11 protein-coding genes and 1 tRNA gene are annotated in these 13,372 nt (G+C 56.7%); 7 read left to right on the top strand and 5 right to left on the bottom strand.

The annotated features are described in order from the left end of the window. Positions 1–43 precede the first annotated feature (43 nt). A complete protein-coding gene (locus RGU70_RS16195) occupies positions 44–241 on the bottom strand; it encodes a hypothetical protein (RefSeq protein ID WP_322210412.1) in 198 nt (65 codons plus the stop codon). A 266-nt stretch (positions 242–507) separates the two neighbouring features. On the opposite strand from RGU70_RS16195, the gene RGU70_RS16190 reads away from it, so the two are divergent. Genes RGU70_RS16190 through RGU70_RS16180 form a run of 3 tightly spaced genes read left to right on the top strand, consistent with a single transcriptional unit; the run spans position 508 to position 4,367 of the window. Further along, a complete protein-coding gene (locus RGU70_RS16190; RefSeq protein ID WP_322210411.1) occupies positions 508–1,197 on the top strand; it encodes a gluconate 2-dehydrogenase subunit 3 family protein in 690 nt (229 codons plus the stop codon). Positions 1,198–1,206: 9 nt separating this feature from the next. Then, on the top strand, positions 1,207–2,985 hold the full coding sequence (locus RGU70_RS16185; protein ID WP_322210410.1) for a GMC family oxidoreductase: 1,779 nt from the start codon (positions 1,207–1,209) through the stop codon (positions 2,983–2,985). 8 nt (positions 2,986–2,993) lie between these two features. Next, complete coding sequence (locus RGU70_RS16180) at positions 2,994–4,367, top strand: cytochrome c (protein ID WP_322210409.1); 1,374 nt, start codon at positions 2,994–2,996, stop codon at positions 4,365–4,367. A gap of 277 nt (positions 4,368–4,644) precedes the next feature. Here the strand turns inward: RGU70_RS16180 and RGU70_RS16175 are convergent. From RGU70_RS16175 to RGU70_RS16165, 3 genes are all read right to left on the bottom strand, one after another. Next, positions 4,645–4,729 (bottom strand) — tRNA-Leu (locus tag RGU70_RS16175). A 97-nt stretch (positions 4,730–4,826) separates the two neighbouring features. Next, a complete protein-coding gene (locus tag RGU70_RS16170; RefSeq protein WP_322210834.1) occupies positions 4,827–5,825 on the bottom strand; it encodes a DctP family TRAP transporter solute-binding subunit in 999 nt (332 codons plus the stop codon). A 168-nt stretch (positions 5,826–5,993) separates the two neighbouring features. Next, positions 5,994–7,070: a tartrate dehydrogenase gene (locus RGU70_RS16165; protein WP_322210408.1), complete on the bottom strand. Its 1,077-nt coding sequence runs from the start codon at positions 7,068–7,070 to the stop codon at positions 5,994–5,996. Between the two features lie 120 nt (positions 7,071–7,190). Between RGU70_RS16165 and RGU70_RS16160 the strand changes: the two genes are divergently transcribed. Next, the gene (locus RGU70_RS16160) at positions 7,191–8,084 is read left to right on the top strand and encodes a LysR substrate-binding domain-containing protein (protein WP_322210407.1); all 894 of its coding nucleotides are present in this window, start codon (positions 7,191–7,193) and stop codon (positions 8,082–8,084) included. Between the two features lie 63 nt (positions 8,085–8,147). Here RGU70_RS16160 and RGU70_RS16155 read toward each other — a convergent pair whose 3' ends face one another. Beyond that, entirely contained in the window at positions 8,148–9,215 is a 1,068-nt protein-coding gene (locus RGU70_RS16155) for a substrate-binding domain-containing protein (protein ID WP_322210406.1), read from the bottom strand. A 182-nt stretch (positions 9,216–9,397) separates the two neighbouring features. On the opposite strand from RGU70_RS16155, the gene RGU70_RS16150 reads away from it, so the two are divergent. From RGU70_RS16150 to RGU70_RS16140, 3 genes are all read left to right on the top strand, one after another. Further along, positions 9,398–11,041, top strand: coding sequence for an OFA family MFS transporter (locus tag RGU70_RS16150; RefSeq protein ID WP_322210405.1), 1,644 nt, complete (start codon positions 9,398–9,400; stop codon positions 11,039–11,041). 238 nt (positions 11,042–11,279) lie between these two features. After that, a complete protein-coding gene (locus RGU70_RS16145) occupies positions 11,280–11,759 on the top strand; it encodes a formate dehydrogenase subunit gamma (RefSeq protein WP_322210404.1) in 480 nt (159 codons plus the stop codon). Continuing rightward, positions 11,756–13,315: a formate dehydrogenase beta subunit gene (locus RGU70_RS16140; protein WP_322210403.1), complete on the top strand. Its 1,560-nt coding sequence runs from the start codon at positions 11,756–11,758 to the stop codon at positions 13,313–13,315. The genes RGU70_RS16145 and RGU70_RS16140 overlap by 4 nt, the downstream gene beginning before the upstream one ends. The last annotated feature ends 57 nt before the right edge of the window (positions 13,316–13,372 follow it).

The following is a 13,372-nucleotide window of genomic DNA, read 5'->3' as shown; positions in this document are numbered from 1 at the left end:
TACATCTGCTCAAAAATCATTCCAGAGAGGCCTGATTCAAAGGCTATTTCTGATTGCCTTTCGCCTCGTCTTGAATTTTTTCGCCAGTTTTTTCAATCGTTTGGCCGACTTTTTCAGCCGCATTATCGACTGCTTTGCCTGCTTTTTCTGCCGGACCCTCAGGTTTGTAACATCCAGATAAGGCGATTGCCAGCGTCGTGATACCTATGGCCGCTGCGGTACTTCTTTTAAGTTGGAACATGTCAATCACCTTTCGTTAAAGTACTTCGGTCGTTTATTCATACCCCATGTTGCTAAGAGCTGACAGTGGCGGCATAAGCGTTGTTGATTGTACGGTATCGCCGCTAGTGAACTGCCCGCTCCCCGCTGCCTGCTGGCGCGCATCTCGCAAATGAAACGTCAACAGACCCTAGCGATTTGTTGTGTAGGAGCATCAAATTTCAAAAAAGCGTACTATCCAAAATTGTTAAAAAAAACAAATTTGATGGAAATTCTAAGGGGTTCAGTATGAAAGTGATCGGCATTTCGCCTCACCGGCGTCATTTTTTGCGCGCGGCCGTCACGGCGGCACCTGCCGTAGTCCTGATTGCTGCTGCGGGTGTGGGGATGGCAACGAACACACCGCCGGCTGGCGCTTTCAAACCCCGCTATTTTTCGCCAGCCGAATGGGAAACCCTCTCTGCGCTGGTAGACCGGCTCATACCGGCCAGCGATGAGGGGCCGGGCGCGCTGGAAGCGGGCGCCCACGAGTTCATCGACCTGCAAATGAACACTCCTTATGCACATGGCGGCTTGTGGTATATGCAAGCCCCATTCGTTGCGTCGGCACCGGAATTCGGCTACCAGTTCCACATGACGCCGCGTGAACTCTATCGCAGCGGACTGGCAGGGCTCGACGCCGCCGTACAGAAACAATTCAGCAAAACTTTCGCTCAACTCGATGCGGCGCAGCGCGATGAGGTGATCTCGGCGCTGGAAAAAGGCACGTTCAACATCGGCGAGGTGCCACCAGCGACGTTTTTCGGCCAGGTGCTACAAAACACCAAAGAAGGGTATTTTTGCGATCCCCAACATGGCGGAAACAAGGACATGGCCGCCTGGAAAATGATTGGTTTCCCCGGTGCCCGTGCCGATTATATGGACTGGGTCGAGCAGTACGGCAAGAAGTATCCGCTGCCACCGGTTTCCATCATTTAAGGAATAAATATGTCTGATACAACGATGAAACCGGTGGATGTCGTCATCATCGGTTTCGGCTGGACGGGCGCGATCATGGCCAAGGAACTGACTGAAGCCGGCCTGAACGTACTGGCGCTGGAGCGCGGCGAATATCGCGACACCTATCCAGACGGTGCGTATCCCAAAACGCTGGATGAGCTGACCTATCTGCAACGCAGCAAGCTATTCCAGAATCTCAACAAGGGCAGCTTCACTTTCCGCCATGCGACCACTGGCATCGCCGTACCGTATCGGCAAATCGGCGCATTCAAACCGGGTACTGGCGTCGGCGGTGCCGGGCTGCACTGGTCGGGCCAGCACTGGCGCGTACTCCCCGAAGAACTGAAGTTGCGCTCCCATTACGAGAGTCGCTACGGGAAAAAATTCATCCCGGAAGGCATGAGCATCCAGGATTTCGGCGTCACCTATGAAGAGCTGGAACCGCATTTCGATTTCGTTGAAAAGGTTTTCGGCACCTCGGGTCAGGCCTATCTGGTGGACGGCAAAGTGGTAGGCGAGGGTAATCCCTTTGAGGCGAACCGCTCCAGCCATTACGCGCTGCCGCCGCAAAAAGTGCCGTACACAGCGCATCTGTTCCAGAAAGCCGCCAAGGAGGCGGGCTTGCATCCCTTCGTCGAACCGTCGGCGAACGCGTCGCAACCGTATACCAATCCGTATGGCTGCCAAATGGGGCCCTGCAATTTTTGCGGTTTTTGCTCGGGCTTCGCCTGCTACAACTATTCCAAGGCCTCGCCCAACGTGAACATCATGCCGGCCTTGCGCGCAGTGTCGAATTTTGAACTGCGGTCCAATTGCAATGTGCTGCGCATCAACCTCGACAGCAGCAAGAAAAAAGCGATCGGTGTCACCTATGTCACGGCGGACGGCAAGACGGTCGATCAGCCGGCAGAGCTGGTTATTGCCAGCACCTTCGCTTATAACAACGCGCATCTGTTCCTGGTTTCAGGCATAGGCAAGCCGTATGACCCTATCGCCAACGAAGGTGTGGTCGGCCGCAACATCGCCTACCAGACCATGTCCACCGTACAGATGTTTTTCCCGCTCGATACCAATACCAATCCCTTCATCGGCGCTGGCGGTACCGGCGTAGCGGTCGACGACTACAACGGCGACCACTTCGACCACGGCCCGCTGGGCTTTGTCGGCGGCTCGCCCGCGTGGTGCAATCCGGCCGGTGTGAAGCCTATCTCCGGCATTCCGGTACCGAGCGGCACACCAAGCTGGGGTCAGGGCTGGAAAAAGGCAGTGAAAGACAGTTACCTCAACACCGTCTCCTTCGACGTGCATGGCGCCAACATGGTGTACCGCGACTGCTATGTCGATCTCGATCCGACCTACACCGACCAGTTTGGTCAGAAACTATTGCGCTTCACCTTCGACTGGAAAGATAACGACATCAAGATGAGCCAGTACGTCACCGGCAAGATGCTTGATGTAGCAAAAGCCATGAATCCGACTTCCATCAACGTCTCTGTCAAAAAGCTCGGCGATCACCTCGACCTGCGCAACTATCAGACGACGCACTGGGCCGGTGGCACCGCCATGGGTACCGACCGCAAGATCAGCGTACTCAACCGCTACCTGCAAAGCTGGGACGTCTACAACGTCTTTGCCGTCGGGTCCAGCGTGTTCCCCGTAGGCATCGGTTACAACCCGACCGGTCTGGCTACGGCGCTGGCCTACTGGTCAGCCAAAGCGATCCGCGAGCAGTACCTGAAAGATCCCCGTCCACTGGTCGATGCCTGAGCTTATCCATGAAAATTCAACTGACACTGACACTGGCCCGCGCGACCGGCATGGCAACCGCTGCGCTGGGTTTGAGCCTGGCCGCGGCACTCACCTGGGCGGCGCCAGCCGACCAGCAACAGATCAAGCAGGGCGAATATCTGGCCCGCGTTGGCGATTGCATTGCCTGCCATAGTGCGGTCGGCGGCAAACCCTTCGCCGGCGGTCTGGCGCTAGGCACGCCCATCGGCAAGGTCTACTCGACCAACATCACGCCTGATCCTAAAAACGGCATCGGCGAATGGAGTTTCGACGACTTCGACAAACTGATGCGCACCGGCGTCACCAAGGCTGGCTACACCGTGTATCCGGCCATGCCATACCCGTCGTATTCGCGCCTGAGCGCGGCCGACATGCAGGCCTTGTATGCCTATTTCATGCATGGCGTGACGCCGGAAACGACGCCGAACAAGGCGGCCGACATTCCCTGGCCGCTGTCGATGCGCTTTCCTCTGACGTTCTGGCGCTGGGCCTTTGCGCCCACGCCGCAGCCGCATGTGCCGCCAGCCGGGAGCGAAACGGCGGTGCTGCGCGGTGCCTATCTGGTCGAAGGTCTGGGCCATTGCGGTGCTTGCCACACGGCGCGTGCCGTCACCATGCAGGAAACCGCGTTGACCGGTCTTGGTCACAGCGATTATCTGGCCGGTGGTGCTGCCATCGATGGCTGGAGCGCGCCGTCCCTGCGCAACGAACATGGCGGTGGACTGGCACGCTGGAGCGAAGGGGATATCGTCGACTTCCTGAAGACCGGGCGCAACAGCCACACGGCATCGTTCGGCCCGATGAATGACGTGGTTCGCCACTCCATGCAATACCTGACCGATACCGATCTGGCCAGCGTCGCGACGTATCTGAAGTCGCTGCCGGCCAGCAATAACGCAGCGGCCTTTGTGGCCGATCCCAAAGTCGGACAGGCACTCTTCCTTGGTAAAGCCGATACGTCCGGTGCGATGTTGTACCTGAACAAGTGCGCAGGCTGTCATCGTTCGGATGGTGCGGGCAACGGCAAAGCGTTCCCAGCGCTGGCGGGTAATGCGCTTCTGCAAAATGCCGATGCCACTTCGACCATCAACATCATCCTGTCTGGCGGTGCCGTACCGAGTACCCATACGGCACCGTCGTCGCTGACCATGGCGCCGTATGCCGACCAGTTGAACGACGAACAGGTGGCGCAGGTCGTTAATTTTGTGCGGACTAGCTGGGGCAACCGCGGCTCGACGACGACGGCGGAGCAGGTGGCAAAAATTCGCAAGATCGCCGTGCCGGTGAAGGGCGCGGGTGAAGCAGCGTTTGCGGCAGGTCGCCCGGACGCGATGCCGGTCAAGCGGCCGGCACTGCAATAAGCGAGGGGGAGTACGCGTTGTGGTGAGATTGCCCCGGCATCGTGTCCGGGCGCAGTCAACCAGCGTATTTGCGTTTGCTTCGGGAGCCTGACGCATTCGCGCATTTCTGAACATGCGGTGATATGCCCGGAATATGTCCCGAATATGCCCCATAAAATCTGGCAATCGATTGACAAACTTTGGCACCATGAACGTAAAAAAGCCCCTTCACTCTATGAAAGTGAAGGGGCTTTTTGTCAATCTTTTTTTCAACCTTAGGCAAGGTTGGTAATTCTAATGGTGCCGGGAGCCGGAATCGAACCGGCACGCCTTACAGCGCGGGATTTTGAGTCCCGTGCGTCTACCTATTCCGCCATCCCGGCAACGCAAGCCGATGATTATCCCAGTTTATGTCACATGAAGCAATAGCGGATGTCTCTCTGGCATCGGTTTTGAGGGCAATAGTGCAGCTAAAGCCGTTTATTTAGTCGTCGTATAGCCGATTTCTTTGTAAATCGAGCGGATCAAGTCCTTGCCGATGCGGTCGGCCATTTCGGCGTGGACCTTGAACATGACTTTTTTCCACTCTTGTTTTTCAGCCGGAGTCAGAGTCGTGATGCGGGTTTTTCCGCTTTTCCTGATTTCTTCCAGCGCATCGTCGTTCTCTTTTTGCGAGTTGGTATCGAAGTAGGCAGTCGTGTCCTTGACCGCGCCATCCATGATGGTACGGATATCGGGCGGCAATCCGTCCCAGAACTTCTTGTTCGATAGCAATACATAGCCGTGATACCCGTGGTCGGAAATCGTCATGTATTTCTGCACTTCATTAAGACGCGAAGAAAAAATGACCGAGGCCGGATTTTCCTGGCCGTCAATCGAGCCGCTCTGCAAGCCCTGATAGACCTCGGTAAACGACATCACTTGCGGCAATGCGCCCACGGCACGAACACGCGCATCAATCACCTTGGACGACTGGATACGAATTTTCAGCCCCTTCATGTCAGCCGGAACCAAAATGGGCTTATTGGCAGTCCATTGCATGAAGCCATCGTCGAGCATGGCCAGACCGGCTAATCCTTTCGCGTCCAGTTTTTTCAGCAGCGCACGGCCGATGGGGCCTTGGGTCACTTTGCGTGCTTGCGGCAAATCGTCGAACAGATAGGGCAAATCGAACACCTCAAATTCGCGTAAGCCCATCGGCCCGAATTTACCGAAGGTCGGCGCGAGCATTTGTACGGAGCCGAGCTGCAGCGCTTCCAGTTCTTCCTTGTCTTTGTAAAGTTGTCCGTTTGGATAGACCTCGACCTTGACGCGGTTCTGCGTGCGCTCCTCGACAATTTTCTTGAAATAGTCGGCAGCCTTGCCTTTCGAGCTGGAGGCGGCAACGACGTGGCTGAATTTGAGAATGATGGGCTGCTGCGCGGTGGGCGCCGCTTGCTGTGCTTGTGTGCCGGCGCTCAATACCAGCAGAGCGCTCATGGCGGCCGTCGCGAAAAATGCTTTGCCCGGTGCTTTCGGTGAAATCATGTTTGTCTCCTGTGAACTTCAAATCGTCAGCTGCGCCGCGTTTGTTTTTTTATATGTTCGTGCAATGAGCCGCTGGCGGCGGGTAATGTGGCTTGCTCCGCCGCCAGCAGTTTTATGGGATCAGATCGCCGCGGCGATCGCCTTGCCAACCTCCGTGGTGTTGGCGCTGCCACCCAGATCCGGCGTGGTCGGGCCGGTGACCAGAACCAGTTCAATGGCCTTGAGGATGGCATCGTGGGCCTGGGTGTAGACCGCTTTGCCGTTGCCCAGGAAATCGAGCATCATCGCGCCGGACCAGATCATGGCGATTGGGTTAGCGATGTTCTTGCCGTAGATGTCGGGGGCCGATCCGTGGACAGGCTCGAACAGAGAGGGCAGTTTGCGTTCAGGATTCAGATTGGCCGAGGGTGCGATGCCGATGGTGCCGGCGCAGGCAGGGCCGAGATCGGACAGGATGTCGCCAAACAGATTGGAGGCCACCACCACGTCGAAACGCTGCGGGTTCAGGACGAAATGCGCGGTCAGGATATCGATATGATATTTGTCCCATTTCACGTCCGCGTAGTTGGGCGCGACGGCTTCTACCCGCTCATCCCAGTACGGCATGGTGATGGCGATGCCGTTCGATTTGGTGGCGGAGGTCAGATGCTTCTTGGGACGGCTTTGCGCCAGTTCGAAGGCATAGTTGAGGACACGGTCCACGCCGTGGCGGGTGAAGATGGTTTCCTGGATGACCGTTTCGCGGTCGGTTCCTTCGAACATTCTGCCACCGATGGAAGAGTATTCGCCTTCGGTATTTTCGCGCACCACGTAAAAATCGATGTCCCCCGGTTTGCGGCCGGCCAGCGGGCAAGGCACGCCAGGCATCAGGCGCACCGGGCGCAGGTTGACATAGAGGTCGAATTCACGGCGGAATTTGAGCAGCGAACCCCATAGCGAGACGTGGTCTGGCACTGTCGCTGGCCAGCCTACTGCGCCGAAGTAAATCGCTTCAAAACCCTTGAGCTGGTCGAACCAGTCGTCCGGCATCATCTTGCCGTGCAGGGCGTAGTAGTCGCAATTGGCCCAGTCGAAGTGGGTGAACTCGATATCGATGTCGAAACGCGCGGCAGCGGCTTGCACCACGCGCAAGCCTTCGGGCAGGACTTCCTTGCCAATACCATCTCCGGCAATGACAGCAATTTGATGACGGGCCATGTTTCTTCCTTTTCCTTGTGTTTACGTAAATCCTGATAGCTTGTGAATGGAGTGTGGCAAATGGTAAACATATTTGCCACGCTATAATTAACGATTCAGTGAACCTATAAAACACATAACGTGAACAATCCCCCCTTGCTGGAAGATTTGCGCCTGTTTTGTCTGGTGGCGCGCAAAAACAGTTTTATCGCTTCCGCAAAGGAGGTAGGCGCTTCGCCGGCGTTTGTCAGCAAGCGCATTGCCGTGCTGGAGCAAGCCCTTGGCGTGCGCTTGTTCCACCGCACGACGCGCAGCGTGGTGATGACCGACGATGGCAGTAACGTCCATGAATGGGCCAGGAAAATCCTCGACGATGTGGAACACATGGTGGAGACCGCCGCTAGCGCCAAGCAGGTGCCGCGCGGATTGCTAAAGATAGGTACCAGCTTTGCGTTGGGCCGAAAATATATATCACCACTATTGTCGGTATTTGCCCGTGAACATCCGGCGCTGAAGATAGAACTCGAATTGCTCGACCGCGAAGTCGATATGGTCAATGAAGGTTTTGATCTGGATATTCGGGTCGGGGTGGCGCAGGAGCCGCATTTGTTTGCCCAGCGTCTGGTGGCCAGCCAACGGGCGCTGTTTGCCAGCCCAGATTATTTACGTGCGCACCCGCCACCGGTGCGGCTGGGCGATCTGGCGCAGCATCAATGTCTTGTAATACGTGAACGTAATCAGTCCTTCGGCATCTGGCGCATGGTCGGCCCGGCTGGTCCGGAAACAGTCAAAGTGACCGGGGCGCTGGCGTCCAATCATGGGGAGATCATCCATCAGTGGGCCGTTGATGGACACGGCATTATCCTGCGCTCGATCTGGGATGTGGCCGATAGTGTGACCAGCGGCCAACTGACAAGGGTATTGCCCGCTTATTTTCAGGAGGCGGACTTGTGCGCGGTCTATCCGCTGCAATTAAAAAATTCAGCCAAAATCCGCGAGTGCGTGCAGTTTCTGCAGCGGGAACTGAAGCTCTGAACAGAGCCTAAACAGTTACCGACCGCCGCGCGTTCGCGCTAGCAAATGCAAGGTCAACAGACCTTAACCAAATGCTTGCTGCAGCGTCAGAATTTTTCCGGTCTTGCTGCCGTCGTAGCCGGCTAATTCATCGACCACCTGCCGGAATTGGGTCGATTGCAAAATGTCGACGATGACCCGCATCAGCGGGTCATTGAGCGTCGTGCCGCGCAAAGCGAAAAAATACCGCTCCTTGATTAGCGGGATGAATTCCAGCCCGAAGCGCTGGGCGGCCGTTTGCACGCCGAAACCGACATCCGCCATGCCACTGGCAATGAACGCCGCAACTGCCGAGTGGGTGAATTCGGTGTTTTCAAAACCGCTAATATCGTTTGGTGATATGGACGCGCGAGCCAGCATCATTTCCAACAACATGCGTGTGCCAGAGCCGGTTTCACGATTAACGAAACGTACGCCGGAATGCGCCAGGGCTTCCAGCGAAGTGATGTTCTTGGGATTGCCCGGCATGACGAACAAGCCCTGGCTGCGCTCAGCCAGATGGATCAGGCAATCGCTGCGCTTGTTCAGCCAGCTGGCGTAATGCGCAACGGCAGGGGCTTCCAGTTCGCCCAGCGGGATGGAAAATCCGGCCAGGTCGCACTCCTGCCGCGACAGAGCGGCGATAGCGTCGCTGCTGTGACGGTAGCGCACTTCAACCGGCATCTCGATGGCTTTTAGTTGCCGCAGCAATGCTGCCACCGCAAAACCGTGGCTGGCAAAGAGTCGCACTGCGCGCGATGCCCCCTCGACGGTCTTGTCCAGTTCCGTTTCCAGTTCCGATGCCAGGCTGTCCAGAGTCGGGGAGAGTCGTGCAGCCACCAGACGATCGGCCCACAGCAGCTTATCGGCGAATGGCGTCAGGGTCGTGCCGCGTCCCCGTCCGCTGTCGGTCAGGCTACAGCCGAATAGTGTTTCAGCCGATCGCAAGACGCCCCATGCATGTCGGTACGAGGAATGAAGTTGCAGCGCGGCCTGAGCGATTGATCCGGTCTGCTGGATTGCCCCGAGCAAAAGGAGCAGTTCAGCGGTATCGAGCGGTGTTTGTGTGTCGTGGGTAATTTCCCAGTGCGGTTTGATTATGACTTTATACATATATGCAAAATATAGCATATTGCTGTGATTGCGCTTCGGTGTTACTTTCCTGAGTGCGAATTCAATTTAATTATAATCGCAGAAAAAATTATTAAAATCCCAATAAATGGTAAAAATACTATAGAAGAAATATGCAAACCCATGCATATTGTCAGGGTTATAACACTCCACAGGAGGAGACGATGGCTTTCGATTTTCTACAAAAAGAACGAACTATTGCCGGCGCAGGATTTAATCGCTGGCTGGTCCCGCCGGCAGCGCTGGCAATCCATTTATGTATTGGTATGGCGTATGGTTTTTCGGTGTTTTGGCTGCCGCTGTCCCGCGCATTGGGTATCAAGGATCCGATAGCCTGCGCTAAAGATGCGGGTTTCTTCGAACAAATGCTCAGTACCAGCTGCGACTGGAAAATCTCCATGCTGGGCTGGATGTATACGATGTTTTTTGTTCTGCTCGGTGTGTCTGCCGCGATATGGGGCGGCTGGCTGGAACGTGTCGGTCCGCGCAAGGCGGGTTTTGTCGCGGCCTTGTGCTGGTGCGGCGGGCTGCTGATTTCAGCGTTCGGCGTCTACACCCATCAGATATGGCTGATGTGGATAGGCTCGGGCGTGATCGGCGGCATCGGCCTCGGACTGGGCTATATATCGCCGGTGTCGACCCTCATCAAGTGGTTCCCTGACCGTCGCGGCATGGCCACCGGTATGGCGATCATGGGTTTTGGCGGCGGCGCGCTGGTCGGCACCCCACTGGCCGACAAGCTGATGCGGCATTTCGCCACGGCCACTTCGGTCGGCGTATGGGAAACCTTCGTCGCCATGGCCGCGATCTATTTCGTCTTCATGATGGCCGGTGCTTTCGGTTACCGGGTGCCGCCTTCGGGCTGGAAGCCCGCTGGCTGGACGCCTCCGGAAGCCAAAAATAACGCCATGATTACCCAACAGCATGTGCATGTCAGCAAGGTCTGGGGCATTCCACAGTTCTGGCTGGTGTGGCTGGTGTTGTGTCTGAACGTCTCGGCCGGTATCGGCGTGATCGGTATCGCATCACCGATGTTGCAGGAAGTGTTTGGTGGCCATTTGCTGGGCGTGAATGTCAAATTCGGCGATCTCAGCATGGAGCAGAAAACCGCCATTGCGGCTATCGCTGCCGGCTTTACCGGGCTGATCAGTCTGTTCAATATCGGCGGACGTTTTGTGTGGGCCACTTGCTCCGACTTTGTCGGCCGCAAAATGACCTATGTGATCTTCTTCGTGCTCGGTTTTATCCTGTACGTCAGCCTGCCATGGTCGGCGCAATCGGGCAGCATTGCCTTGTTCGTCGGCGCGGTCTGTCTGATTCTGTCGATGTACGGCGGCGGTTTCGCTACCGTGCCGGCGTATCTGGCTGACTTGTTCGGTTCGCAAATGGTGGGTGCCATTCACGGTCGTCTGCTGACCGCGTGGGCTACTGCCGGGATACTCGGGCCGGTCGTCGTCAACTACATGCGTGAATATCAGTTGTCGCTCGGCATGCCGCGGGAATCGGTCTACAACACCACGATGTACATCCTGGCCGGAATGCTGGTACTGGGCCTGATCTGCAACTTGCTGGTACGTCCGGTAGCGGCGAAGCACTTCATGACACCGGAAGAACTGGCGATTGAAAAGAAACTGGCGCATGAAAAGTCCAGCGGCGACGATTCCGTTGTTCTCGATGGCGCGGCAATGGATCGCATCGGTAGCGGTGGTAATCCGGTCATCGTCATAGCAGCCTGGCTGGCGGTCGGTATTCCGCTGGTCTGGGGTATCTCGCTGACCTTGCAAAAAGCTTCCGTGCTGTTTAAGTAAAACCAACAACACATGAGCCGGCGCGCTGCTCGCATGAAGCGGCGGCGCGCCGACCATCATCGCAACAGTTTTAGCTATAGAATTTATGCAAAAGGCCGATGGCCAGACGCATTGCCGCAGGCAGTACACGTAGTAGGGCAAAGCGATGCAATAACCCGATGCAATAACGCGAGCGGCCTTTTGCGTAAGTTCTAAACTAGTAACGCCGCTATTGTGCGGCTCCAGCAGGAGAGAGTTCATGAACAGACAATATCCATTCGATATCGATGCGGCCAAGGCTGCCATCACCGCCCACAGCCAAGAACGTGGCAGCTTGTTGCCCGTCTTGCACGCCGTTCAGGAGGCCATCGGCTTCATTCCTGCCGACGTGGTGCCACTGATTGCCGATGAGCTCAACTTGTCGCGGGCCGAAATTCACGGCGTCATTTCTTTTTATCATTTTTTCCGTCAGCATCCGGCCGGTAAAAATGTTGTGCAAATTTGTCGCGCCGAAGCCTGTCAGGCACGCGGCGGCGAAGCGCTGGCGCAGCATGCGGAAACTTTGCTCGATTGCAAATTTCATGCAACCAGCAGCGATGGTCAATTCACGCTGGAATCGGTGTACTGCCTAGGCCAATGTGCCTGCGGCCCCAACATCATGATTAACGATGAACTACATGCCCGTGTGGGCGCAGACAAACTGGATCGCCTGATTGGCGCCAAGCGGGGTACCCCATGAGCACCATTATTTATGTACCACGCGATTCCACCGCCGTTGCGCTGGGAGCCGAACAAGTCGTCGCCGCCATACGACGCGAAGCAGAAGCCCGTGGTGAAGCCGTCAGCATCGTGCGCAACGGCTCGCGCGGCATGTTCTGGCTGGAACCAATGGTAGAAGTGGCAACGCCGGAAGGCCGTGTCGCCTATGGCCCGGTCGATGCCGGGGATGTTGCCGGACTGTTCGACGCCGGACTGTTGAAAGGCGGAACGCACGCCTTGTCGCAAGGCCTGACCGACAAGATCGACTTTCTGAAAAACCAGGAGCGTCTGACTTTTGCGCGGGTCGGTATTACCGATCCGGTCTCGCTGAGCGATTACATTGCGCACGAAGGCTATGCCGGACTGCAACGCACCTTGACCATGGATGGTGCCGCGATTGTGAAAGAAATGACCGACTCCGGCCTGCGTGGCCGTGGCGGTGCAGCCTTTCCGACCGGTATCAAATGGAACACGGTGCTCAACGCGCCCGCCGCGCAGAAATACGTGGTGTGTAATGCCGATGAAGGCGACTCCGGTACGTTTTCCGATCGCATGATCATGGAATGCGACCCCTTCGTTCTGATTGAAGGAATGACGATTGCTGCCGTCGCCGTCGGTGCCACCGAAGGTTACATCTACGTCCGTTCCGAATATCCGCACGCCATCATTGCGCTGAACGAAGCGATTGTCGCTGCCAACGCCGCCGGTTATCTTGGAAGCAACATTCTGGGTTCCGGGAAAGAGTTCAATCTGACTGTGCGCAAGGCTGCTGGCGCCTATATCTGCGGCGAAGAAACCGCGATGCTGGAAAGTCTGGAAGGACGACGCGGCCTGGTGCGCGCCAAGCCGCCACTGCCGGCAATTCAGGGTTTGTTCGGACAGCCCACCGTCATCAACAATGTGATTTCTCTTGCCAGCGTGCCTATCATCATGGCGCGCGGCGCAGCCTATTACAAAGGCTATGGGCAGGGACGTTCGCTCGGCACGCTGCCATTCCAACTGGCTGGCAATGTCCTGCACGGCGGGCTGGTTGAAAAAGCATTCGGCCTGACATTGCGCGCTTTGCTCAACGATTTCGGCCGCGGTACCGAGAGTGGTCGGCCTATTCGGTCGGTGCAGGTCGGTGGCCCGCTTGGTCCTTATCTGCCAGATCATCTGTTCGATACACCGCTCGATTACGAAGCCTTCGCCGCAGTCGGCGCGATGCTCGGTCACGGCGGCGTCGTGGTATTCGACGATACGGTCGATATGGCGAAGCAGGCGCGTTATGCCATGCACTTCTGTGCCGTCGAATCCTGCGGCAAATGCACGCCATGCCGCATCGGTTCGACCCGCGGCGTGGAAGTCATCGACAAAATCATTGCCGACGACAACCGCACCCAGCAAGTGCATCTGCTGCGCGATTTGTGCGACACCATGGTCAACGGTTCACTGTGCGCCATGGGCAGCATGACACCGTATCCGGTGTTGTCGGCACTGAATTATTTCCCTGAAGATTTTGGTCCTGTTACGCAGGCGGCGTCAGCTGCCATTTAATGTCATTGAGCGCCATGCGCGGCGGTATTGTCCGGCCGCGCTAGCCAAAGAGTGAAG

This window comes from Herbaspirillum sp. RTI4 (assembly GCF_034313965.1).
Taxonomy (GTDB): domain Bacteria; phylum Pseudomonadota; class Gammaproteobacteria; order Burkholderiales; family Burkholderiaceae_D; genus Herbaspirillum.
Note: the sequence above shows the minus strand (reverse complement) of the source record. Positions and strands in the feature narration are given on the sequence as shown.